25 protein-coding genes are annotated in these 21,026 nt (G+C 62.4%); 10 read left to right on the forward strand and 15 right to left on the reverse strand.

The features are described 5' to 3' along the window. Window positions 1-5: 5 nt before the first annotated feature. A complete protein-coding gene (locus NKH35_RS05985) occupies window positions 6-911 on the reverse strand; it encodes a hypothetical protein (protein ID WP_156937162.1) in 906 nt (301 codons plus the stop codon). Window positions 912-1,089: 178 nt separating this feature from the next. On the opposite strand from NKH35_RS05985, the gene NKH35_RS05990 reads away from it, so the two are divergent. From NKH35_RS05990 to NKH35_RS06000, 3 genes are all read left to right on the forward strand, one after another. Continuing rightward, window positions 1,090-1,707, forward strand: coding sequence for a LysE family translocator (locus NKH35_RS05990; RefSeq protein ID WP_023698059.1), 618 nt, complete (start codon window positions 1,090-1,092; stop codon window positions 1,705-1,707). Window positions 1,708-1,886: 179 nt separating this feature from the next. After that, window positions 1,887-2,861 carry a cysteine synthase A gene (gene cysK / locus NKH35_RS05995; RefSeq protein WP_023672045.1) on the forward strand — a complete coding sequence of 325 codons (975 nt, stop codon included), beginning with the start codon at window positions 1,887-1,889 and terminating at the stop codon, window positions 2,859-2,861. Window positions 2,862-3,061: 200 nt separating this feature from the next. Beyond that, window positions 3,062-3,688 (forward strand): glutathione S-transferase family protein, encoded by a 627-nt coding sequence (locus NKH35_RS06000; protein WP_023706962.1) that lies wholly within the window; start codon window positions 3,062-3,064, stop codon window positions 3,686-3,688. 9 nt (window positions 3,689-3,697) lie between these two features. Here NKH35_RS06000 and NKH35_RS06005 read toward each other — a convergent pair whose 3' ends face one another. After that, window positions 3,698-4,942, reverse strand: a complete 1,245-nt coding sequence (locus NKH35_RS06005; RefSeq protein ID WP_023732802.1) for an RNA polymerase sigma factor — start codon at window positions 4,940-4,942, stop codon at window positions 3,698-3,700. Between the two features lie 7 nt (window positions 4,943-4,949). Continuing rightward, on the reverse strand, window positions 4,950-5,318 hold the full coding sequence (locus tag NKH35_RS06010) for a YciI family protein (RefSeq protein ID WP_023681239.1): 369 nt from the start codon (window positions 5,316-5,318) through the stop codon (window positions 4,950-4,952). Between the two features lie 235 nt (window positions 5,319-5,553). On the opposite strand from NKH35_RS06010, the gene NKH35_RS06015 reads away from it, so the two are divergent. Next, complete coding sequence (locus tag NKH35_RS06015; protein ID WP_352520695.1) at window positions 5,554-6,015, forward strand: RidA family protein; 462 nt, start codon at window positions 5,554-5,556, stop codon at window positions 6,013-6,015. Window positions 6,016-6,047: 32 nt separating this feature from the next. Here the strand turns inward: NKH35_RS06015 and NKH35_RS06020 are convergent, their stop codons facing one another. From NKH35_RS06020 to NKH35_RS06030, 3 genes are all read right to left on the reverse strand, one after another. Next, the gene (locus NKH35_RS06020; protein WP_352520694.1) at window positions 6,048-6,236 is read right to left on the reverse strand and encodes a hypothetical protein; all 189 of its coding nucleotides are present in this window, start codon (window positions 6,234-6,236) and stop codon (window positions 6,048-6,050) included. A gap of 62 nt (window positions 6,237-6,298) precedes the next feature. Then, window positions 6,299-6,724, reverse strand: a complete 426-nt coding sequence (locus NKH35_RS06025; RefSeq protein WP_352520693.1) for a thiol-disulfide oxidoreductase DCC family protein — start codon at window positions 6,722-6,724, stop codon at window positions 6,299-6,301. A gap of 179 nt (window positions 6,725-6,903) precedes the next feature. Beyond that, window positions 6,904-7,053: a hypothetical protein gene (locus NKH35_RS06030; protein ID WP_196813601.1), complete on the reverse strand. Its 150-nt coding sequence runs from the start codon at window positions 7,051-7,053 to the stop codon at window positions 6,904-6,906. A gap of 345 nt (window positions 7,054-7,398) precedes the next feature. Here NKH35_RS06030 and ku point away from each other — a divergent pair, with 345 nt between their 5' ends. Both ku and ligD read left to right on the forward strand, forming a co-directional pair. After that, complete coding sequence (gene ku / locus NKH35_RS06035) at window positions 7,399-8,265, forward strand: non-homologous end joining protein Ku (RefSeq protein WP_023825849.1); 867 nt, start codon at window positions 7,399-7,401, stop codon at window positions 8,263-8,265. Between the two features lie 11 nt (window positions 8,266-8,276). Further along, window positions 8,277-10,787 (forward strand): DNA ligase D, encoded by a 2,511-nt coding sequence (ligD, locus tag NKH35_RS06040; protein WP_023834563.1) that lies wholly within the window; start codon window positions 8,277-8,279, stop codon window positions 10,785-10,787. 210 nt (window positions 10,788-10,997) lie between these two features. Here the strand turns inward: ligD and NKH35_RS06045 are convergent, their stop codons facing one another. Then, window positions 10,998-11,717 (reverse strand): ArsR/SmtB family transcription factor, encoded by a 720-nt coding sequence (locus tag NKH35_RS06045; protein ID WP_023752377.1) that lies wholly within the window; start codon window positions 11,715-11,717, stop codon window positions 10,998-11,000. Window positions 11,718-11,786: 69 nt separating this feature from the next. Here NKH35_RS06045 and NKH35_RS06050 point away from each other — a divergent pair, with 69 nt between their 5' ends. The 3 genes from NKH35_RS06050 (at window position 11,787) to NKH35_RS06060 (ending at window position 12,772) form a co-directional block, all read left to right on the forward strand. Continuing rightward, window positions 11,787-11,990 carry a DUF1127 domain-containing protein gene (locus NKH35_RS06050; protein ID WP_023834564.1) on the forward strand — a complete coding sequence of 68 codons (204 nt, stop codon included), beginning with the start codon at window positions 11,787-11,789 and terminating at the stop codon, window positions 11,988-11,990. A gap of 84 nt (window positions 11,991-12,074) precedes the next feature. After that, on the forward strand, window positions 12,075-12,431 hold the full coding sequence (locus NKH35_RS06055; protein WP_023673248.1) for an NIPSNAP family protein: 357 nt from the start codon (window positions 12,075-12,077) through the stop codon (window positions 12,429-12,431). Then, window positions 12,428-12,772 carry an antibiotic biosynthesis monooxygenase family protein gene (locus NKH35_RS06060; protein WP_023834565.1) on the forward strand — a complete coding sequence of 115 codons (345 nt, stop codon included), beginning with the start codon at window positions 12,428-12,430 and terminating at the stop codon, window positions 12,770-12,772. The genes NKH35_RS06055 and NKH35_RS06060 overlap by 4 nt, the downstream gene beginning before the upstream one ends. A 160-nt stretch (window positions 12,773-12,932) precedes the next feature. Here NKH35_RS06060 and mbfA read toward each other — a convergent pair whose 3' ends face one another. After that, the gene (gene mbfA / locus NKH35_RS06065; RefSeq protein WP_352913776.1) at window positions 12,933-13,916 is read right to left on the reverse strand and encodes an iron exporter MbfA; all 984 of its coding nucleotides are present in this window, start codon (window positions 13,914-13,916) and stop codon (window positions 12,933-12,935) included. Between the two features lie 164 nt (window positions 13,917-14,080). Here mbfA and NKH35_RS06070 point away from each other — a divergent pair, with 164 nt between their 5' ends. Continuing rightward, a complete protein-coding gene (locus NKH35_RS06070) occupies window positions 14,081-14,401 on the forward strand; it encodes a hypothetical protein (protein WP_023681249.1) in 321 nt (106 codons plus the stop codon). A gap of 117 nt (window positions 14,402-14,518) precedes the next feature. On the opposite strand, the gene NKH35_RS06075 is transcribed toward NKH35_RS06070, so the two are convergent. From NKH35_RS06075 to lepA, 7 genes are all read right to left on the reverse strand, one after another. After that, entirely contained in the window at window positions 14,519-14,890 is a 372-nt protein-coding gene (locus NKH35_RS06075) for an endonuclease domain-containing protein (RefSeq protein WP_023834567.1), read from the reverse strand. A gap of 96 nt (window positions 14,891-14,986) precedes the next feature. Then, a complete protein-coding gene (locus tag NKH35_RS06080) occupies window positions 14,987-15,358 on the reverse strand; it encodes a hypothetical protein (RefSeq protein ID WP_023681251.1) in 372 nt (123 codons plus the stop codon). A gap of 314 nt (window positions 15,359-15,672) precedes the next feature. Continuing rightward, on the reverse strand, window positions 15,673-16,020 hold the full coding sequence (locus NKH35_RS06085; RefSeq protein WP_023732797.1) for a hypothetical protein: 348 nt from the start codon (window positions 16,018-16,020) through the stop codon (window positions 15,673-15,675). Between the two features lie 505 nt (window positions 16,021-16,525). After that, window positions 16,526-16,714 (reverse strand): hypothetical protein, encoded by a 189-nt coding sequence (locus NKH35_RS06090; RefSeq protein ID WP_023732796.1) that lies wholly within the window; start codon window positions 16,712-16,714, stop codon window positions 16,526-16,528. Between the two features lie 408 nt (window positions 16,715-17,122). Continuing rightward, window positions 17,123-18,325, reverse strand: coding sequence for a reverse transcriptase domain-containing protein (locus NKH35_RS06095; RefSeq protein ID WP_352913780.1), 1,203 nt, complete (start codon window positions 18,323-18,325; stop codon window positions 17,123-17,125). Then, the gene (locus NKH35_RS06100) at window positions 18,322-18,735 is read right to left on the reverse strand and encodes a hypothetical protein (RefSeq protein WP_352913783.1); all 414 of its coding nucleotides are present in this window, start codon (window positions 18,733-18,735) and stop codon (window positions 18,322-18,324) included. Before NKH35_RS06100 ends, NKH35_RS06095 begins: the two co-directional genes overlap by 4 nt. A 483-nt stretch (window positions 18,736-19,218) precedes the next feature. Continuing rightward, on the reverse strand, window positions 19,219-21,024 hold the full coding sequence (gene lepA / locus NKH35_RS06105) for a translation elongation factor 4 (protein WP_023673259.1): 1,806 nt from the start codon (window positions 21,022-21,024) through the stop codon (window positions 19,219-19,221). Between the last annotated feature and the right edge of the window lie 2 nt (window positions 21,025-21,026).

Genomic DNA, 21,026 nt, shown 5'->3' on the forward strand with positions numbered 1-21,026 from the left:
CGGCCCTAATGTACGTCCCGATGGATCACCTTGGGATAGGTATGGATCACCTCGGCCGATGAGACACGGTCATCGAAACCGGTATCCCTGAGATTGAAGAGGCCGACCGAGCCGAAGGACTTCTTCGCCCCTTGCGCGAAGCGGCCGTCGCTGAAATCGTGTTCGTAAAGCGTCACCGTGACGTGGCCGGCATTGAGCTTCGGCACGTAAACACTGCTGATGGTGTCGTTGGCGAGGCCAAGCTGGTTGACGTTGAAGCGATAGAGGTCCTGCACCATGCGCCGGGCCGCATTGCCATTGATCATCCAGTATTCGCGGCGCGAAGCGCGGTTCGGGTCGATGAGTTTGAGCGGCGCCTTGCGGCCAAGCCCGAGCCAGTGCTCGAACACCATCACATTGGCGCCCCACGGATAGGGATAGTTGGATTTGTCGATGATGCGTGGCGGGCCATCCTCGGCAATCTCGGCGGTATCGACATAGTCCAGCCATTGCAGCTGGAACGACGCTTCCACGTTGAGGTCGGTATTGCGCGGATCGGCAGCGATGATGCGCCAGTCGGAGACCGGCGGATATTTGGTGTCGAGGTCGATGTAGAATTCGCCTTTGGCGGTGTCGTCGGGGTCTATCTTTTGCGGTCCGTCACGCTCGATCGCCACCAGCCGCACCTTGAAGGGGTTGTTGACGACCAGCGGATAGATCATCGGACGAATGGGGTGAGCGCCAGGGTTTCGGCTGTCGGTAAAATATCCAGTCTGCGGAACGACATCGCTATCGCCCTTGTCGAACAGGCTGAAAGCCTGACGCCCCTCGAACCACAGATACCATTCCAGCTCGTGGACGTGACCGCGTGCTTCGGAATAGTTGTTGGGCATCCACTTCATGAGCTGGATGTGAAGTCTTTTGGCTAACATGGGTGCTCCTGCCGTTCGGAGCCATGCGAGATAGCCGACCGCCTTCGGGACGTAAGTGAACCATCTCTCGCTTTCAGGCGAGGATGACCGGCTTTCATGTCCTGCTTGGCGCAATCGAATCCGTTTTGCCGTTGCAGGCTTTCATGGCATCAGAGTCGTTTCACGAGGTGCGACCGTCATGACCCTCACCGGCTTCCTTGCCTACAGTGCTGCGCTGGGCATCGCCGCCGCCATTCCCGGCCCCGGCGTCACCGCGCTTGTGGCGCGGGCGCTCGGATCCGGCTTCCGCTCGTCGCTGGCCATGTCGTTCGGCCTGATGCTCGGCGATCTCATTTATCTCACCGCGGTGGTGCTCGGCCTTGCCTTTGTCGCGCAAAGCTTCGGCATGGTGTTTCTCGCCATCAAATGGCTGGGCGTCGCCTATCTCGCCTTCCTCGGCTGGCGTTTCTGGACGGCCGGGATCACGCCCGAGACTGTCGAGGCCAGGAAAGGCAAGGGCGGCCTGGTATCGAGCTTCCTTGCCGGCCTCACCGTCACGCTGGGCAACCCGAAGACGATGATCTTCTACCTCGCCATCACGCCGACCATCGTCGACCTGAAGACCATCACGCTCGCCGACTACGGCATCCTGGTCGCGCTCACCGTCATCGTGCTCTTCGTGGTGCTGGTGCCATATCTTGCGCTGGCCGCCAAGGCGCGCTGGTTCCTGAAATCGCCACGCGCGCTGAAGGCGCTGAACCGCACCGCCGCCGGCTTCATGGTGGGCGCGGCCGCTGCCATTGCCGCACGTCAGTAGATCGGTTCAGGCCCATCCATTCCGCCGATCGGTCCATCCGGAAAATGCGGCTTGAGGAGACAAGCGTTTTCAGCAAGCGGCCCACTCGATATTTTCGGCCGGCAGCCTATCTTGCGCGGGCGAAAGCCCTATTCTGTCCGCCGACGCCAATTGCCTGATCTGATTTGGGAGCGAAACCAATGAACAAGCCTTCCGCGCGCGTGCCCGGCCGCGGCCGTGTCTACAACTCGATCACCGAGACGATCGGCGACACGCCGCTGGTGCGGCTCGACAAGTTCGCCAAGGAGAAGGGCGTCGTTGCCAACCTTCTTGCCAAGCTCGAATTCTTCAATCCGATCGCCTCGGTCAAGGACCGCATCGGCGTTTCCATGATCGAGGCGCTGGAAGCGTCGGGCCGGATCAAACCCGGCAAGACGACGCTGATCGAGCCGACCTCGGGGAATACCGGCATCGCGCTCGCCTTCGCCGCCGCCGCCAAGGGCTACAAGCTGATCCTGACCATGCCCGAAACCATGTCGGTGGAGCGCCGCAAGATGCTGGCGCTGCTCGGCGCCGAACTGGTGCTGACGGAAGGGCCGAAAGGCATGAAGGGCGCCATCGCCAAGGCCGACGAATTGGCCGCCACCCTGCCTGACGCCGTCATCCCGCAGCAGTTCGAAAACCCGGCCAACCCGGAGATCCACCGCCGCACCACCGCCGAGGAGATCTGGAACGACACCGATGGCGGGGTCGACATCTTCGTCGCCGGCATCGGTACCGGCGGCACGATCACCGGCGTCGGCCAGGTGCTGAAGCAACGCAAGCCCTCGGTGCATGTCGTCGCCGTCGAGCCGGAGGCCTCGCCGGTGCTGTCGGGCGGCCAGCCCGGCCCGCACAAGATCCAGGGCATCGGCGCCGGCTTTGCGCCCAAGATCCTCGACACCTCGATCTATGACGAGATCGTCAAGGTCTCCAACGAGGATTCGGTCGCCAACGCCCGCCTCGTCGCCCGCCTTGAAGGCGTGCCGGTCGGCATCTCGTCGGGCGCTGCCCTGCAGGCCGCCATCGCCGTCGGGTCGCGGCCGGAGAACAAGGGCAAGAACCTTGTGGTGATCATCCCGTCCTTCGCCGAGCGCTATCTGTCGACGATCCTGTTCGACGGGCTGGGCGCTTAACGTCTCAACGAGATAGGCGGCGATCCTTCGCACCCCCCTCTGCCCTGCCGGGCATCGGGGGGTGCTGTCCCTCCTACATCGGAAGTCTCATGGCTGGACCGCAGAAAACCCGGCTGTGGCGTCCGCCACCGGCTTGAGCGGGAGGCGGCTTCAGGGTCAAATCGCCCCGGCCTGCTTCGCGCGGGCAGGGGGAGAATCACATGTACAAGCTTTACACGCGCCCAGGCAGTGGCGGTTTCGTCGTCGAGGCCGCATTGGCGCTGGCAAACGCGCAATTCGACCAGATCGATGTGCCGAAGAAGGATCCGCCGGACCCGGCTTTCCTCGACATCAGCCCGTTGAACCAGGTTCCGGTGCTGACCTTGCCCAACGGTCAATCGATAACCGAATCGGCGGCGATCTGCATCCTGCTTGCCGAGCGCCATCCGGAGGCGGGTCTGGCGCCGGCCGCCGGATCGCCGGATCGCGCCGGTTTCCTGCGCTGGATGGCGTTCATGTCATCGGTGCTCTACCCCGCCATCCTGCGCCTCTACTATGCCCATCGCTACACCACCGATGCCGACGGCAAGAAAGCCGTCAAGCAGGCAGCCATTGCCGAGATGGACCGCGGCTTCGCCATTGTCGATGCAGCTCTCGAGGGGCGCGGCTGGCTGGTCGGCGACGCGATGTCGCTGGCCGACATCTACCTCGTCATGCTGGTGGCCTGGCACCCCGATATGGACAAGGCGCGAGCCGACTGGCCGAACATCGAACGCTTATGGTCGGCGCTGCGCGCGCATCCGCTGATGAAACGGCTCAACACCACGCATGAGATGTGGCCGGCCTGAACGGACGCTTCAATTTCGCAGGATCGCCCGTTTCGCCTGCAGGAAGCGGCGCACGGCGGGGTCGCGTTCAAGGCCAATCGCCCGGTCATAGGCTTCGACCGCTTGCGCCGCATTGCCGAGCCTGGCCAGCAGGCCGGCGCGAGCGGCCCAATAGGGCTGATAGTCGTTGAGCCGCTTGTCGTCGCCCAGCACGTAGAGCGCCGCCAGTCCTGCCGCCGCCCCATCGGCCTCGGCAATCGCCACGGCGCGGTTGATCGAAATCACCGGCGAGCCTGATATCGCCGACAGCGCATCGTAGAAGTTACGGATCGCCGCCCAATCGGTTTGGCCGGTCCGTCGCCGCGTCGCATGCACCGATTGTACCGCCGCTTCGAGCTGATAGCGGCCGATGACGCCCATGGTGGCGGCGCGGCCCAGCAGCGCCTCGGCTTCGTCGATCAGCGCGTGATCCCAAAGAAGACAATCCTGGTCGGCGAGCGGCACATAATCTCCAGCCGCATCGCGCCGCGCCGAGCGCCGCGCCTCGGCAAACAGCATCAGCGCCAGCAGGCCGAGCGCTTCCGGTTCGTCCGGCATCAGGGATGCCACCAGCCGCCCGAGCCAGATGCCTTCGGTCGCCAGATTGCGCGCTCTCGTCTCGGTCCCTGCCGGGTCGGTCCAGCCTTCGGCGAAAGCCGCGTAGATCGCTTCCAGCACCGTTTCCAGCCGCTCGCCGAGTTCGGCGCGATCCGGCACGCGGAACGGAATGCCGATCTCGCGGATGCGGCTCTTGGCGCGCACCAGACGCTGGCCCATCGTCGCCGGCGAAACCAGGAAGGCCGAGGCGATCGTCGCCGCGTCGAAACCCAGAACCGTTTGCAGGATCAGCGGCGCCCGCACGCTGGCTTCGATTGCCGGATGCGCACAGGCAAACATCAGCCTGAGACGTTCGTCGGGCAGGTCTTCGTCTTCCATGCTCGCCTCCATCTCCTCGGCCATCAGCTTGAGATGGTCGCGGCTCGCCTCGCTGGTCAGCCGACGGCGCACCGCATCGACACCACGGCGGCGCGCGACGGCCAGCAGCCATGCCTCAGGCTTCTCAGGCACGCCGGTCTGTGGCCAGCGCTCCAGCGCCGCGGCAAAGGCCTCGGCCAGCGCGTCCTCGGCGCCGGCCACGTCGCGGGTGCGCGCCGCTAGCCAGGCGACCAGCTTGCCGTAACTCTGCCGGGCGGCCGCTTCGGCCGCCGCCCGCGCGATCTCCGGGCGACTGTCCATCACATTGTCATTTCTTGGGCATGTAGTCGGCCATTTCCCAGATCGGCCGCAACTCGACCGTGCCGGCGCTCGCCGCCGGACAGCGCGCCGCCCAGTCGATGGCGGTATCGATATCGGCCGCCTCGATCATGTAGAAGCCGGCAAGCTGCTCCTTGGTGTCGGCATAGGGGCCGTCGATCACGTTGGTCTTGCCGTCTGTGATCCGCACCGAGGTGGTCGCCTGGGTCGGGCGCAACCGTTCGCCGGCGAGCCATGCGCCGGATTTCTTCAACGCTTCGGTATAGGCGGCATATGCTGCGCTCATCTGCTGAGCCTTCTCGATTGGCGTGTTCGCCTGCGCGGCTTCGTCGCTGTTGATCAAAAGCATGTATCGCATGGGTCTTCTCCCGTGGTTTCGAAGGCCGCGTCCTAGCGGGGCCAGACGTATGTCGCGCGGCGGCGGCCGATTTCGACAGGCTTCAGAAAAAACTTTCGCCTCCGCCAGGAGATTTCGCAAGGACCAGATGTTCCTCCGTCTGCTGGCGGATGACCGGCAGCGGACTGGCCGTGGCTCCGCACAGCACTATCCTCTGTCGTTGGCGGGCACGTCACACGAGGCATGGGAGAAGAGAATGGAACTCGTGACCCACAAGAAATTCAAGAACGGCCGGTTGATGCCATGGGGCAAAGGCACGGTCGTCAGCGGTGCGAAAGGCACCGTCTATCTCTGCGGCAACACCGCGACATCGGCTGACTACGATCCGGCCGCCAAGAAGGGTGGCGGCTTCGCCGGCGATGCCGCGGCGCAGTGGCGGGAAGTTCTCGGCAACATCAAATCGGATCTGGAAGAACTTGGCAGCGGGCTCGACCATCTCATCAGGCTGACCTTTTTCGTCAAAGGGCCATTTCCCGACGGCGGCGTCCTCAGCTCGCCTAATTTTCGTCTCGACGTGCTGGACGCGTTTTTCGCCGAGCATTGTCCGAAGCATTGCAGCGACAACAATCCGCCTCCTTCGGAGGTAATCGGCGTCGCAGCGCTTGCCCAGGCAGACATCGTCATCGAGATCGTCGCCGTCGCGGCGCTGCCGGACTGAGGCGCGAACGAACAGGCCGGCCTTGCGCGAGGTCACTGTTGCGACCGAAGCGCGCGCGCCGGCACGAGCTGCGCCGCCGCGCCGGTGCGGGCGTTGCACAAGGCCTCGGCTTTGGCCAGTGAGCGCCCGGCGACGAGCAGGATCAGGCGTGGCTCGCTCTCCAGCAATTGCACGATGCGGCCGCCGAAAATGCCATAGCCGCCAACGACCAGAAGCCTCATCGCGCCGCTCTTTTGCGTATGTCGTTTTCCCGGAATCGAGGTCACTTTTGGGTGACATGCGATTAGCCGATCACGCGCGCACGTATCGCGGCGGACAGGATCTCGCAACTGTCCTTGCGGCCGAACGTGGCATAGCGGTTTTTGGCGATGCGTTCGTAGAGCCAGTCACGCAAGGGGCGCGGGATGAGCAGCAGGGCCTTCGCCGCCCGCCACGGCCAGCCGAGTTCGGCCATCACCGCGATGAAACTGTCCAGCCGGATGAAGGGAGCGCCGCCGACAAGGACCAGATTGGTCTCGTAGCTGTCGGTGCGCAGCCCGTATCTCTGGAACAGCGCCTCGCCGAAGGGCGACTGCGCGGTGGCGAAGCGGAAGCGGTTTTTGCCGTCGATCCCGACCACCGTGCGTACGAAGCCCGAGCACAGCACGCAGACGCCGTCGAAAACGATCAATGGCTGGCTGGCATCGAAGGGTTCAGGAGAAGAAGTCACGGGACGTCCGGCAGCTTGTGTCTTCAGACACTAAGCCCGCCGGCAGCGGGATCAAAGCCGCGGCGTTGTCGCACGGCTTCTCGCGGCCAGCGCGGGGCGCTCGGCGCGATAGGTGGTTGCGCGGGGATCGGCCTCCGGTCTGCAGATCCGGCTGTCGTGACGCGTTTCGAACGTCATGATCAATGCGCGCCAAGCGAGCTGCCGCGACGGGCGCAGGCCGGACCCGGGCCGCGCATGTAGTAGCGCTCCGGCCGATAGGTCGGCGCGATGAACTCGCGGATGGCGGCGGCATAGCCGGCGATGTGGCCCCAGAATTTCATTTTACTCAAGTCCCTGTCCCGATTTTCGGATGTCCCGTCCGATTGCGGGGATCATAGCGTCCAGGCGTGAATAGTCGGTGAACACGATGTTAATCTTTGGTCGAAAACCCCATGCTTCGTGGCCGGAATGCGGCTGTTTGGGGGTCTTTCGGTGTGGTTCGTCGCCATTTCCGGCATTGTGACTTTTGCATCACATATGTTTCGTCTGGATGTCGCTTGAGCGCGGTTCTGTTTCAGATTTGGCGAGCCTCTCGAAATTTCCATGCTCGCTGCCGAAATGCCCCTGGTTGCGCGCCCGGAACCGGAACGGGCCTTGCCCGTTCTCGCTTGAACCGCATCGCGCAGGAGTTCGCCATGGCACCTCGCCCCGCCTGGAAGGGCTATCTGAAACTGTCGCTGGTCACCTGCGCCGTCGAACTGACCAACGTCGTCACCCACGCCGAAAAAGTTTCGTTCCGGGTGCTCAACCGCAAGACCGGCAACACGGTCAAGCGCATCTATGTCGATTCTGAAACCGGCAAGCCGCTGGGCGATGGCGACGAGATCAGGGGCTATGAGGTGAGCCCCGGTGAGTTCGTCCATATCGAGGACGAAGAGATCGAAGCGGTGCAGATCGAGTCCTCGCACACGATGGCGCTGGACGGCTTCGTCGACAAAGCCTCGATAGAGCAGATCTATCTCGACACGCCCTATTATGTCACGCCCGCCGACAAGGTGTCGGAGGAGGCCTTTGCCGTCATCCGCGATGCCATGGCGGACAAGAAGATGGCCGGGCTGGCGCGCGTCGTGCTTTATAGCCGCGAGCGGCCCGTGGTCATCGAGCCGCGCGGCAAAGGCATGGTGCTGACCACCTTGCGCTACGGCAACACGGTGCGGGAGCCGGAGAGCATCTTCGGCGACATCAAGGCGGTGAAGACCGACCAGGAGATGACCGATATGGCCGAACGCATCATCGACAAGAAAAAGGGGAAGTTCGATCCGTCGACATTCGAGGACAAGTATGAGGACGCGCTGCTCGAACTGATCCGCGCCAAGAAGGCCGGCACGAAGGCGCCGAAAGCGCAGGCCGCGCCCAAGCCGTCCAATGTCGTCAATCTGTTCGACGCGCTGAAGAAGAGCCTGTCCGATGGCGGCCAGGCGGAAGGCCCGGCGAAGAAGGCCAAGCCGGCGGCAAAAAGCGGCAAGGCGAAAGCTTCTGCGCCCAAGCGCAAGTCGGCTTGAGGGTCGGCGCCGTGGCCAGCCTCGAACAATATCAGTCCAAACGCGATTTCAAGAAGACGGCCGAGCCGGCGGGCAAGGTCGCGCGCGGCAAGCAGCCCGGCGGCATCTTCGTCGTCCAGAAGCACGACGCGACCAGGCTGCACTATGATTTCCGCCTCGAGCATGAGGGCGTGTTGTGGAGCTGGGCGGTGACGCGGGGCCCGAGCCTCGACCCGCACGAGAAGCGGCTGGCCGTGCATGTCGAGGACCACCCGATCGACTATGCCGGCTTCGAGGGCACCATTCCCAAGGGCGAGTATGGCGGCGGCACCGTCATCGTCTGGGACGAAGGCACATGGACGCCAGAGATCGACCCGGCCAAGGCGATGAAGAAGGGCCATATCGACTTCGAACTCAACGGCCAGAAGCTGAATGGGCGGTGGCATCTGGTCAGGTTAAGACCCCGCCCGGGCGAAAAGCGCGACAACTGGCTGCTGATCAAATCCGACGATGCCGCCGCCCGCCCCGGCGAGGATATCCTGAAGGACGCACCGAAATCGGTGAAGTCCGGCCTGACCATCGAAGAGGTCGCGGAAGGCAAGACCGCCGACGGCAAGAAGCCGAAGGTCTGGCACTCCAACAAGCCCGCGGCATCCAGCAAGGCGAAAGCCGGCAAGCGCCTCGACTTCGTCGAGCCGCAGCTGGCGACGCTGGAGCGCGAGGCGCCGCCCGGCGAGGACTGGCTGCATGAGGTGAAGTTCGACGGGTACCGCATGCAGGCGCAGATCGCCGGCACGGAGGTGCGGCTGCTGACCCGCACCGGCCTCGACTGGACGGGGAAATTCGGCCCCGAGATCGTCGCGGAACTCGCCCAGCTGAAATGCAGCGACGCCATCATCGATGGCGAGATCGTCGTGCTCGCCGACAGCGGCGTTTCGTCCTTCTCGCTGCTGCAGCAGGATCTCTCCGCCAATCGAACCGACCGCTTCACCTACTATGTGTTCGACCTGATGCGGCTTGACGGCAAGGATTTGCGCCGCGAGCCGCTGGTCGAGCGCAAGCAGGCGCTGCAGGAGTTGCTCGGCGAGACGGCCGAAAATGCCGCCGTCCGCTTCAGCGACCATTTCGCTGAGCCCGGCAAGATCATGCTGCAGCACGCCTGCCGCATGGGCCTCGAAGGCATCGTCTCCAAGCGCGCCGATGCGCCCTACCGCAGCGGCCGTGGCCCAAGCTGGGTGAAATCGAAATGCACGGCCCGCCAGGAATTCGTCATCGGCGGGTATCTGCCCTCGGACAAGACCGGCCGCGGCCTGCGTTCGCTGCTGCTCGGCTACCACGAGGGCGGCAAGCTCCACTATGCCGGCCGCGTCGGCACGGGCTTCACAGCCAGGAGCGCCACCGATCTGAAGAAAAAACTCGATGCGCTGAAGGCAGACGCCTCGCCCTTTGCCGCCGCCGTGCCGAAGGGCAAGGGTTTGGTCTGGGTCAGGCCCGAACTTGTCGGCGAAGTGGAGTTCCGCAGCTGGACGTCGGACCGTATAATACGCCACGCGTCGTTCCAGGGACTGCGCGAGGACAAGCCGGCGGAGGAAGTCGTGCAGGAAAAGCCATCGAAGGCGGCGAACAAGGCAAAGCCTGCGGCAAGCGGCGCCGGCAAGGCCGCCGGGGCTAAGGCGCCCGCGACGATCACGACCAGGGTAAAACTATCCCATCCCGACAAGCTGCTGTGGCCCGAGGAAAAAATATCCAAACAGGCTTTGCTCGAACACTACGCGCTGGTCTGGCCGCGCATGGAGCAGTTCATCATCAACCGGCCGCTCAGCCTAGTCAGGGCGCCGGATGGCATCGGCGGTCCGCGCTTCTTCCAGAAACATGCTTCGGCCGGCATGAGCGACAAGATTGCCCGCATGAAGGACCCGACCGATGGCGAGGAAATCCTGTTCATCCGCGATTTCGACGGCCTTGCCGCTCTGGTCCAGTACGGCGTGGTCGAGGTCCACATCTGGGGCTGCAAGATCGATGAGCTGGAAAAGCCGGATCAGATCATCTTCGATCTCGATCCCGATGAAGGCGTCGACGTCAAGGCGGTGCGCGAGGCCGCGCTCGACATCAGGGGCAAGCTTGACGATCTGTCGCTGCCGAATTTCGTCAAGCCGTCAGGCGGCAAGGGCTATCACGTGCTCGTGCCGCTGAAGCCGTCGGCGGATTGGGAGGCGGTCAAAACCTTCTCGCATGATTTCGCCAAGGCGCTAGAGCAGGCCGCGCCCGACCGCTACACGGCGACGCTGTCGAAAAAGGCGCGCACTGGAAAAATCTTCGTCGACTATCTGCGCAACGGCAGGGGCTCGACCACGGTCGCGCCCTACTCTTCCCGCGCCAAGAAGGGCGCGACGGTGTCGGTGCCGGTAACGTGGGCGGAGGTTGAAAAGGGGCTGGCGCCGAATTCCTTCCCGATCGGCGACAAGACGACGCTGAAGGAGTTGGAGAAGGCCGATCCGTGGGCGGATTTCTTCGAGCAGGCGAAGGTGCTGAAGCGGGGGTGAGCGTCGCGCGCCTCACCTGCTACGCAAGCGTTCCGTCACACCCCCCTCTGTCCTCAAGGGGGGAGATTAGCAGTTTCGCCGTTCCTGCCTTACAGCGTTGATGGTTGGCGAAAGCGACCAGGCGTACAATCTCCCCCCTTGAGGGGGAGATGGCCGGAAGGCCAGAGGGGGGTGCTGTCCCACCAGCGTCGCCCAATTAGCGCCTGCAAACTAACCCAAAAACACCCGCTCGAACGCCTGCTTCCCCGGCGGTGAAAACACCACCGCGCGGCTGTCCTTCTCCCGCCTTGCCCATTTCTCCGACAGGATCTTGTCCAGAATAGCCGCGCCGAGCGTTCCCGCGAGGTGCGAGCGGCGCACGCTCCAGTCGAGACAGGCTCGGCAGACCGGCCGGCGCGGCTTGGCGCCGACATCGATGCCGATGGCGGAAAAATGCGATGCTGCCGACGGCCCGAGCCTGATCTCCCCCGGCCGGATCTGCCCCGGCCGGATCTCCCCGAGCCTGATCTCATTGTCGTCGCGCAACAGGATGCCGCGCGCGACGAGGCGGTCGAGCATCGCCACCGCATGTTCGCCGGCGAGGTGGTCGTAGCAGACACGGGCGACGCGCATGGCGCCGTCGCGCGGGCCGGGCCGCACCCGCTTGGGGCCGACCGCTTCGGCCACCCCGGTGATCGCCTCGATCATGCCTGCCACCTGCGGCCCTGCGAGGCCGTAATAGCGATGCCGGCCCTGGCTGGCCAAAGTTAAAAGCCCGCCCTCCATCAGTTTCGACAGATGCGAGGACGCCGTCGGCAGCGACACGCCGGCCTCCAGCGCCAGTTCGCTAGCCGTCAAAGCCGTGCCGCCCATCAGCGCGTTCAGCATGTTTGCCCGCGCCGGATCGCCGACCAGGCTGGCGATGCGGGCAATGTCGGGTCCTTCACGCATAGTTAGGTCTCCATCGAAGCATTCTCGTCAGATAAGCATTATTGTCGGGCGGGATCAAGGAGAACGCCGATGCCAACCGCTTCCGCCCCACTCGCCAGCCGCCGGCGGTTTCCATTCGTCACCTGGCTGCAACGGCGGCTGCTCGCCCGCTGGTACGACCGCCATCTGCAGCGGCTCGACCTCGCGGAGGTCGACGACCATCTGCTGCGCGATCTCGGCCTGACCCGTGAGGATGTGCGCCGCGAATGCGCGAAATCCTTCTGGCAGGCCTGACCGCCAGTGCTTTCGCTTAGCAGACCCTGCGGCACAACGTTTCGACGCCGCTCGAACTATCCACGCGAACCCAAGGAGATCACGATGACCATCACCTGCTTCATCCGCTATGAGATCGACCCGTTCGGCAAGCCGGCCTTCGAGCAATATGCCAAGGCCTGGGGCCAGGCGATCCCGCGCTGCGGCGCCGACCTGATCGGCTACTACGCCCCGCATGAGGGCTCGGCCACCACCGCCTACGCCGCCTATAACATCGACAGCCTCGCCGCCTACGAAGCATATCGCGCCCGCCTCGCCGCGGATCCGGCGGGCAAGGCCAATTACGAATTCGCCCGCCGCGAAAAGTTCATCTTGAAAGAGGACCGCATCTTCCTGAAGCTGGTGTCGGGGCCGCATGGACCGCGGCAGCTGTTCCAGACCGCGGTCAAGGAGGAGATATGATCGCTGTCATCTTCGAGGTGCAACCGGCGCAGGGAAAGCGCGATGCCTATCTCGGCATCGCCGCGGAACTCAGGCCGCTGCTCGACGGCATAGACGGTTTCATCTCGATCGAGCGCTTCCAAAGCTTGGTCCACCCGAACCGCGTCCTGTCGCTGTCCTTCTGGCGCGACGAGGAAGCGGTCGAGGCATGGCGCAACACGGAAGAGCACCGGCAGGCGCAAAAGGCCGGCCGTGGCGGAATCTTTGCCGGCTACCGGCTGCGCATTGCGCATGTGCTGCGGGACTATGGGCTGACGGAGCGGGATGAAGCGCCGGCGGACAGCAGGGCGGTGAATGGGTGACTAGGTATCGGCGTCGCGCCAGGCCTCCTCATCCGGCCGCTTCGCGGCCACCTTCTCCCCGCTGGCGAGAAGAGACTGGCGCAGGCGTCGAAAATCTCCTCTCCCCTCGGGGAGAGGTCAGCCGAGCGAAGCGGAGGCTGGGTGAGGGGGCGCTTGGCGCTCACGCATTCCCGATCAGCACCCCGGCCGCAAACACCAGCGCCCCACCCAGCACCACCTGAAACGCCGCGCGCAGGAACGGGGTTTGCATGTAGCGGTTCTGCACGAAGGCGATCGCCCACAATTCGAAGAACACCACGACGGCCGCCACCGCCGTCGCCGTCCAGAAATGCGGGATCATGTAAGGCAGCGCGTGGCCCAGCCCACCCAGCGTCGTCATGATGCCGACGGTCAGTCCGCGCTTGATCGGCGAGCCACGCCCCGACAGCTTGCCGTCGTCCGAAGCGACTTCGGTAAAGCCCATCGAGATGCCGGCGCCGATCGAGGCGGCGAGGCCAACCAGCAGCGTCTGCCAGGTGCCGTGCGTGGCAAACGCCGCGGCAAAGATCGGCGCCAATGTCGAAACCGAGCCGTCCATCAGCCCGGCCAGTCCCGGCTGCACATAGGTCAGGATGAACTGGCGTTGCTCGGCGCTGGCTTCCTCGTCCTTCACCTCGCCAGGCACAAGTTTCTGCTCCAGCCGGTGCGCCGAATTCTCATGGCTTTGCTCGGCCGCGGCCAGGTCGCCGAGCAGTTTCCGCGTCGAGGCATCGCTGGTGCGCTTGGCCGCCTCGACATAGAAGCGATAGGCCTGCTGCTCCATCGCTTCGGCTTGACGCCGCACATGCTCGATGCCGAGCGGCCGCACCAGCCAGTCGGGCTTGCGCTCGTAATAGCCTTTCACGTGCTCGCGGCGCAGCAGCGGAATGCGCTCGCCGAAACGCTTGCGGTAGAGCTCGATCAGGGAATCACGATGGCCGTCCTCCTCCTCCGCCATCGCCTCGAACACTTTCGCCGATTGCGGAAAACTGTCCGCCAGCCCGTCGGCATAGGCGCGGTAGATGCGCCCGTCATCCTCTTCGGATGAAATTGCCAGGGCCAGGATCTCCTGTTCCGACAGCGTTTCGAAAGGACGGCGGCCGAAACCGAAGACACGGGAAAGCATGAGAAATTCACCCCAGTTTAGAACAATTCTAAACTAGGCGCTGCGGTCTCTCCGGTCAATCACCAGTCAAGAAATGTTGAAGCGCCGAATTGCAGCGCGCCCTTCATTATCGGCAAATGTTCGCCTATATCGGTCGCGACACGCAAGCGAAAGGCATGAGCAAGATGACGGCAAAGCCGCACGACCACTTCGATCCGAAACCCGTCCTCGATCTCATCGCCAGCATCGAGGCCGATTTGCAGCGGCTGAAAGGCCTGGTCGAACAGCAGGTCGAGAAATTCGACCCCGCCAATCCGCACAACAAGGCGCCCGACGGCAAGCTGACCGAGGAGGGCGTCGAGTGCTGCTACCGCCTGTTCGACGAAGGCAAGTCGCGCTACTCGGTCGCCCAGCAGATGAAGATCTCGTTTGCCGCCGCCACGCACCGGTTCAACTCCTGGCGCAAGGCAGGCGGGCCGAAGCGGCAGAGGGCATTGCTGGGATAATTGGCGAAAGCCAAGGCGAAACCCGATCTCCCCCCTCGTGGGGGAGATGGCCGGCAGGCCAGAGGGGGGCGTTGTCCCGCCGACCTTTCCCTGCCTAAAGCCCAGCACCGGCACCGTTCAGGATGCGCCGCCAAGCCCAGCCGCAATCACAATATGCTGGCAGACATTATCGACGTCGCGGATGACGTCGTCATTCCAGAACCGCAGGACGGTCCAGCCATCTTGTTCGAGGTGCGATGTCCGCGTTTCATCACCGGCAGCCGCGCCCGCGTCCGCATGCTGGGAGCCATCGACTTCGATGACCAGCTTCTTCTCCGGGCAAGCGAAATCGACGATGTAGGCGGCAATCGGAAATTGTCGCCGGAAGCCAAGCCCCATCAGCCGGTGGGCACGAAGTTCGTTCCAGAGCTTGAGTTCGGCTGGCGTCAGGACTTTGCGCATCGATCTGGCGTTTGCGCGATGTCGAGGCGATAGAGGCGTGTGCGGCATTACGATGCTGGGTGGTTGCCGAGGCTTGCGCTCTATGGCGCCCCCCCCTGTCCTGCCGGACATCTCCCCCACTTGGGGGGAGATTGGCTGTACTTCCTACGGCGTCAGTTCAATTTCCTCCGTCTCGCCGCCATTGCAGGTGTAGCAGCAATCCTCGCATCTTTCCTTGTTGTTGGGGCCGACGCCCCAGTAGGTCCCTTCGTCGCCGTCGACCCAGGCGCCGTAGCAGATGGACTCGCCTTCGTCGCACGAGACCGGGATCTGTTTGGTCTCGCCATCGTCGAGATAAAAATCCTTGTCGTTGCCCGGCCAGACATAGTCGCGGTCCTGGCTGTAGAGCTCGAGGCGCATGGCGTTGGGATGGCTGTTCTTGACGGCGAAGGTGATGTCGGCGGCATGAGCGGCCGGCGCAAACAGCGCGGCAAGCGACAGTGCGACGACGACGCGGCGCAGACAAGTGAAAGACATGGTGTTCCCCCGAGGCAAATCGGCCCCCCGGCCGAGGGGGCCAGCATCGCATGATGGCGGCTGACATTGAAGGGGAGCGGCTGACTGATTTTGGGGTGATTGGTGGAGGGCGGAACGGCTGATCTCCCCCCTCGTGGGGGAGATGCCTGGCAAGGCAGAGGGGGGCGCTGTCCCGCCGACCTCTCATTCCTGCAGCCACGTCATTCAATTTTAGGCTTGCTGATCCATACGCTGGCGATCCTTCGCGCCCCCCTCTGTCCTGCCGGACATCTCCCCCACGAGGGGGGAGATCAGCAGCTTCGGCGCCCCGCCCCTCACTCCACCAGATCGATCGTCTCGGTCGTCTTCTCCACGCAGATGAAGCAGCATGTATCGCACGGCTGGTCATTATCCGGCCCGACCCCGGCGGAGACCGCATCATTGCCGTTCACCCAGGCGCCATAGCAGATATTCTCGCCCGAGTTGCACGAGATCGGCACCGATTTCTGCGAGCTCGGCTCGATCAGAAACACCTGGTCGCCGCCCGGCCACGACATCTTGCGGTCATGGCTGAACAGTTCCACCGCCACCGCCTGGCTGCGCAGGTTCTTGACGAAGAACGCCATATCGGCGGCATGCGCCGGGGTGGCGAGGAGGAGAGCGGCAAGGGTGAGGCGGAGCATGATGGGCGGTCCCGAATCGGAGATGCGAGGGTCGCACGCCGCGAGGGCCGGGCCTAGAGCCACGGCTAGGCAAGTCCCCCTCACCCGGATTGCCAGCCGAATTGCGAAAGGCAATTCGGGGCAATCCGACCTCTCCCCGAGGGGAGAGGAGCTCGCTCGGCGCTGGTGCTCGCCTCTTCTCCCCAGCCGGGAGAAGGTGGCCGCGAAGCGGCCGGATGAGGGGGCGGCCTCGTGATACCCTACGCCCCCTACTGCCCCACTTCACATGCGGCGCCAGCCGCCAGATCGCGTCAATCACCTCGGCGTCTTCAGCAACGTCCAAATCCAGCCGGCAAAAGTCAGAACCAGGAACGGATAGCCGGCGGCGGGGCAGCGGCGCCGAGGTGGGCAGCAACGGCGCCCCACAGCACCATGGCACGGTCACGACAAACAGGATGGCGCGCCGGTGAGCCGCATCCACAGCGCAAAGGTTGTTCGACGCGCCTATCAAGACGAGCGTCGCTGCTCACAGCGAGATGCCGCCGACATAGCAAGGCACGCTGGCCTCCAGCCCCGCCGCATTGCCGGCCATGAGCAAGCTCTCGCCGGCAAGAAAGGGGAGGAATCCGGCCGCGACGCAGTCATTGCCCAGCCCTTGGTATTCATGGTCAGCAGCGCGGCCACCACTACGAGCGGCCACGCCGTCGATCTCCATAGTGTTTCACGCAGTGGGGCGCTGGCGACGAAGGTGCCGGCGAGGCCGAAGGCGCCACCGATGGCGAGACCGATTGCGGCGACGGTGTCGAGAGTGGTGCGCATGTGATGTTTCCCCCGAGCTGGCGAGAAAGATACTCTGGGATGGGGTGTTTTAAAATGTGGCTTCTCCAACGAGGAGCGCAGGATAGCGTCAAAGCGGAGAGCGTCGGACAATCATCGGGCCTGTAGAACTACCAAGCCCTGTCTCAAGAAGCGTCAGATCGCCGACACGCCGAATGCGTCGCCGAAAGCGCGGGCGATCTGGAAGGTCATGCTTGATGCGGACGTAGGGCGAAGTGAGCCCAAACGGAGGGTGGTGTCGGAGCGTGCAGTTGGCTACCGCGCTCTCAGCCGACGACCTTTGTCGTCAGGCGTCGTAGTGATCTAGGACAGCAGGAAAGTCCGATGCATGAGAGTAGTATCTCGGGCTTTCAAAATCATCCAAGCCATATTGCTTGTACTTCTTTCTCGCGGCCCTCCAAGCCATCACAAAGCTAGGCAGTCCGAGTTCCAACTCCAACTTCGATGGGCCATCGTACCAATCGCCCGAGATCAACGCCCCTTGACTCGGGACTTTCTTCGAAAGCGGACTTTTACCGGACTTCTTCAGTAAGGCGTCAACCAACCGATATCTCTCAGCGAGAGCCCTTCTCATAACATTAACAAGCCAACCATCAAGTTCTTGGAACCGCTCGATTGAATCCATAAGCGGACAAAAGCCAATGAACCCCCGCATCTTTCCCAATTTGCTATTGCCACTAAGGAATCCGGCAAGCTCACTTTGGGTAATCCCCCCATAAATGAATTTGCGTATTTCATTGACACACGTCACCAAATCCCAGTCGAAATGTTTCCCTATGACGCGCGATACATCCATCGTCCCGAGAGATTTCAAACTGTACAACAGATGTATATACAAAATCTTGCTTATCCGCCTTTTCGTTCTTTTAAATCCTCTCGTGGAGATTTCCACCTTATTGTTTGAAAACTTGTGCCCGATGTAATCGAAATCGCTGAGGATCATAATGTCATCGCCATCACCGTCGTTCACAAAAAACGATCTGCGCTCCGAACGTATATCTGACGACATCAGCGAGATCCCTGGAGACTTTTGGTGATTAATTGTGATGCCGGAATATCTACAGTGTTCCTCAAAGGCCTTTAAAATTTTGAGTGCGTCATCGTGGTTGTTAGTAACCGCAACGATGTCGTCAGCAAATCTCACAAATTGGCCGTTGGTCGCCTCAAGGCGCCGATCCAACTCGTGGCCTGCTAGATTCGCGAGAAAAAGAGACAGTGAGGAGCCTTGGGGGACACCTATCTGCCGAATCTCCGGCGGACCAGCCGCGTAGTGTTTCGCATCATGGATAGGATGTTGCAAAAATGCTCTAAGTACGTATTTTTCGGTGTCTGAAATGTTAAAATTCAAAACGCTGAACAGGTGTTCAATATATTTATGATCTATACTATCGAAATATTTTGCAAAGTCGAATTGAATAATGTATTTGGTTGACCCGGTCAAATATGAGTTCAGCTGAATAACGGCATCGAAAAGACCTCGGTCTTTCATATACGCATAGCTAAACGGGGAAATAGATTTCTGTTTTTATCCCGAAGTTTCCTGTAGAAGAGGTTCGCGATGGCTGCGTCTGGGATGGCGAAAACCATTATCTCGCGGAAGCCACCAGAATCCTTAGCGATCTTGTATCTGACGGCTGGTTGCGGCTGATATGTCCGCTCTCGAATCTTCAGCCAGATAACACGAGCCAGAAATTTTGAATGAGCTAAGCAATATTTAGGATTGAAATGCGGAGCCACGCCCCAGATTCGCGGCTCGCGGTATACCCCTGTTTGTCCAGGAGTGCCAGTTCTTAGCTTATGTTTTCGCTGATACTTCCTATCCGCAAAGCGGCTTCGCTCTTCTTTCTTTAGCAATTTCTTGGATTGAAATTCGATTGCACGTCTTATTGCATCTTCCATCTTTTAAACCCTTGCGGGGTTGGGCCGCGCTAAGTCAGGGTCTCCCTAGGGAGACGGCGTTTGCGAGGGGCGACGATGCTTGCGACATCAACTGCATGGTGAAGCTTCGCGGCTCAACTAGCACGACACGTGCTTGACTCGCTTATTACAGTATTTACAGCGAATGGGAAGAGAGTTGGTGGCCGTTTGCTGCATGCTCTAACTAGAGCGCAACCCAAATTGCTTGCGCAGCGCGCTCTGTTCGTCCCATCGGCTGATATTCGCACGTTTCGATGGGATCGAGAAAATTACTGCAATTTCGAAAGAAGAATCGTCGCAGCGCCGGAAGCCATACCGCGCCGCTGCCCGGAAAGTATCTCACCGCGCAGCTTCAGTGTCGCGCTGGCGGGGGGCCCGCTGCCTCCGGCAGCTCCCCCGCTTTCGAAGCCTGTCATCGATTCACTGGATCGATGACTTGGCGGGCTTTGCGCGCCAACCGGCTTCTCAATCCCCCATCTTCAAGGCCTGGATAAACGCCTCCTGCGGAATATCCACCTTGCCGAACTGCCGCATCCGCTTCTTGCCCTCTTTCTGCTTGTCCAGCAGCTTGCGCTTGCGGGACACGTCGCCGCCGTAGCACTTCGCGGTGACGTCCTTGCGCAGCGCCGAGATGGTTTCCCGCGCAATGACCTTGCCGCCGATCGCGGCCTGGATAGGGATCTTGAACAGATGGTTCGGGATCAGCTCTTTCAGCTTCTCGCACATCTGCCGGCCGCGCTTTTCCGCCGCGGTGCGGTGGACCAGCATGGACAGCGCGTCGACCGGCTCCTCATTGACCAGGATCGACATTTTCACCAGGTCGCCTTCCTTGTAGTCGGTCAGGTGATAGTCGAAGGAGGCGTAGCCCTTGGAGATCGACTTCAGCCGGTCATAGAAGTCGAAGACGACCTCGTTGAGCGGCAGGTCGTAGATCAGCATGGCGCGCTTGCCGACATAGGACAGGTCGGCCTGGATGCCGCGCCGGTCCTGGCAGAGTTTTAGAATGCCGCCGAGATAGTCGTCGGGGGTCAGGATAGTGGCGCGGATCCACGGCTCCTCGATGGCCGAAATCTTCACGACGTCGGGCATATCGGCGGGGTTGTGCAATTCCTTAACCGAGCCGTCATTGAGCAGCAGCCGGTAGACGACGCTCGGCGCGGTGGCAATCAGGTCGAGGTTGAACTCGCGCTCCAGCCGCTCCTGGATGATTTCGAGATGCAGCAGGCCAAGGAAGCCGCAGCGGTAGCCGAAACCGAGCGCGGCACTGGTTTCCATTTCATAGGAGAAGCTGGCGTCGTTGAGGCGCAATTTGCCGACGGCGGCGCGCAGATCCTCGAAATCGGCGGCGTCGACCGGGAACAGGCCGCAGAACACCACCGGCTGCGCCGGCTTGAAGCCGGGCAGCGCATGCGCCGTCTGGCGCTTGTCCTCGGTGATGGTGTCGCCGACGCGGGTGTCGGCCACTTCCTTGATCGAGCCGGTGAAGAAGCCGAACTCGCCGGGGCCAAGCTCGTCGACATTGATGCGGGCCGGCGTGAACACGCCGGTGCGCTCGACCAGATGCTTGGCGCCAGTGCCCATCATGCGGATGGTCGCGCCCTTTTTCAGCACCCCATCGATGATGCGCACCAGCACGATGACGCCGAGATAGGCGTCGTACCAGCTGTCGACCAGCATGGCTTTGAGCGGTGCTGAGGCATCGCCCTCGCGCGGCGGCGGCAATTGGTGGACGATGGCTTCCAGCACATCGGGAATGCCAAGGCCGGTCTTGGCCGAGATCAGCACGGCGTTGGAGGCGTCGATGCCGATGACCTCCTCGACCTGCTCGCGGATGCGCTCGGGCTCGGCGGCCGGCAGGTCGACCTTGTTCAGCACCACGACGATCTCGTGGTTGTTGTCGATGGCCTGGTAGACATTGGCCAGCGTCTGCGCCTCGACGCCTTGCGAGGCGTCGACGACCAGCAGCGAACCTTCGCAGGCGGCGAGCGACCGCGACACTTCATAGGCGAAGTCGACATGGCCGGGCGTGTCGATGAGGTTGAGGATATAGTCCTCGCCATTGTTGGCGCGGTATTTCAGCCGCACGGTCTGCGCCTTGATGGTGATGCCGCGCTCGCGCTCGATGTCCATCGAGTCCAGCACCTGCTCCTTCATGTCGCGCAGCTCCAGCCCACCGGTCGACTGGATCAGCCGGTCGGCAAGCGTGGATTTGCCATGGTCGATATGGGCGACGATGGAGAAATTGCGGATGTGGTCGAGAGGCGTGCTCATGA

The sequence above is a fragment of the Mesorhizobium sp. M1143 genome (assembly GCF_040318435.1).
Classification (GTDB): Bacteria; Pseudomonadota; Alphaproteobacteria; order Rhizobiales; family Rhizobiaceae; genus Mesorhizobium.

Bases quoted from the DNA above. Each gene is read 5' to 3' on its own strand.
- NKH35_RS05985 (WP_156937162.1), bottom strand. From the start codon at position 911: ATGTTAGCCAAAAGACTTCACATCCAGCTCATGAAGTGGATGCCCAAC.
- NKH35_RS05990 (WP_023698059.1), top strand. From the start codon at position 1,090: ATGACCCTCACCGGCTTCCTTGCCTACAGTGCTGCGCTGGGCATCGCC.
- cysK (WP_023672045.1), top strand. From the start codon at position 1,887: ATGAACAAGCCTTCCGCGCGCGTGCCCGGCCGCGGCCGTGTCTACAAC.
- NKH35_RS06000 (WP_023706962.1), top strand. From the start codon at position 3,062: ATGTACAAGCTTTACACGCGCCCAGGCAGTGGCGGTTTCGTCGTCGAG.
- NKH35_RS06005 (WP_023732802.1), bottom strand. From the start codon at position 4,942: ATGGACAGTCGCCCGGAGATCGCGCGGGCGGCGGCCGAAGCGGCCGCC.
- NKH35_RS06010 (WP_023681239.1), bottom strand. From the start codon at position 5,318: ATGCGATACATGCTTTTGATCAACAGCGACGAAGCCGCGCAGGCGAAC.
- NKH35_RS06015 (WP_352520695.1), top strand. From the start codon at position 5,554: ATGGAACTCGTGACCCACAAGAAATTCAAGAACGGCCGGTTGATGCCA.
- NKH35_RS06020 (WP_352520694.1), bottom strand. From the start codon at position 6,236: ATGAGGCTTCTGGTCGTTGGCGGCTATGGCATTTTCGGCGGCCGCATC.
- ku (WP_023825849.1), top strand. From the start codon at position 7,399: ATGGCACCTCGCCCCGCCTGGAAGGGCTATCTGAAACTGTCGCTGGTC.
- NKH35_RS06045 (WP_023752377.1), bottom strand. From the start codon at position 11,717: ATGCGTGAAGGACCCGACATTGCCCGCATCGCCAGCCTGGTCGGCGAT.
- NKH35_RS06050 (WP_023834564.1), top strand. From the start codon at position 11,787: ATGCCAACCGCTTCCGCCCCACTCGCCAGCCGCCGGCGGTTTCCATTC.
- NKH35_RS06055 (WP_023673248.1), top strand. From the start codon at position 12,075: ATGACCATCACCTGCTTCATCCGCTATGAGATCGACCCGTTCGGCAAG.
- NKH35_RS06060 (WP_023834565.1), top strand. From the start codon at position 12,428: ATGATCGCTGTCATCTTCGAGGTGCAACCGGCGCAGGGAAAGCGCGAT.
- mbfA (WP_352913776.1), bottom strand. From the start codon at position 13,916: ATGCTTTCCCGTGTCTTCGGTTTCGGCCGCCGTCCTTTCGAAACGCTG.
- NKH35_RS06070 (WP_023681249.1), top strand. From the start codon at position 14,081: ATGACGGCAAAGCCGCACGACCACTTCGATCCGAAACCCGTCCTCGAT.
- NKH35_RS06075 (WP_023834567.1), bottom strand. From the start codon at position 14,890: ATGCCGCACACGCCTCTATCGCCTCGACATCGCGCAAACGCCAGATCG.
- NKH35_RS06080 (WP_023681251.1), bottom strand. From the start codon at position 15,358: ATGTCTTTCACTTGTCTGCGCCGCGTCGTCGTCGCACTGTCGCTTGCC.
- NKH35_RS06085 (WP_023732797.1), bottom strand. From the start codon at position 16,020: ATGCTCCGCCTCACCCTTGCCGCTCTCCTCCTCGCCACCCCGGCGCAT.
- NKH35_RS06090 (WP_023732796.1), bottom strand. From the start codon at position 16,714: ATGGAGATCGACGGCGTGGCCGCTCGTAGTGGTGGCCGCGCTGCTGAC.
- NKH35_RS06095 (WP_352913780.1), bottom strand. From the start codon at position 18,325: ATGAAAGACCGAGGTCTTTTCGATGCCGTTATTCAGCTGAACTCATAT.
- NKH35_RS06100 (WP_352913783.1), bottom strand. From the start codon at position 18,735: ATGGAAGATGCAATAAGACGTGCAATCGAATTTCAATCCAAGAAATTG.
- lepA (WP_023673259.1), bottom strand. From the start codon at position 21,024: ATGAGCACGCCTCTCGACCACATCCGCAATTTCTCCATCGTCGCCCAT.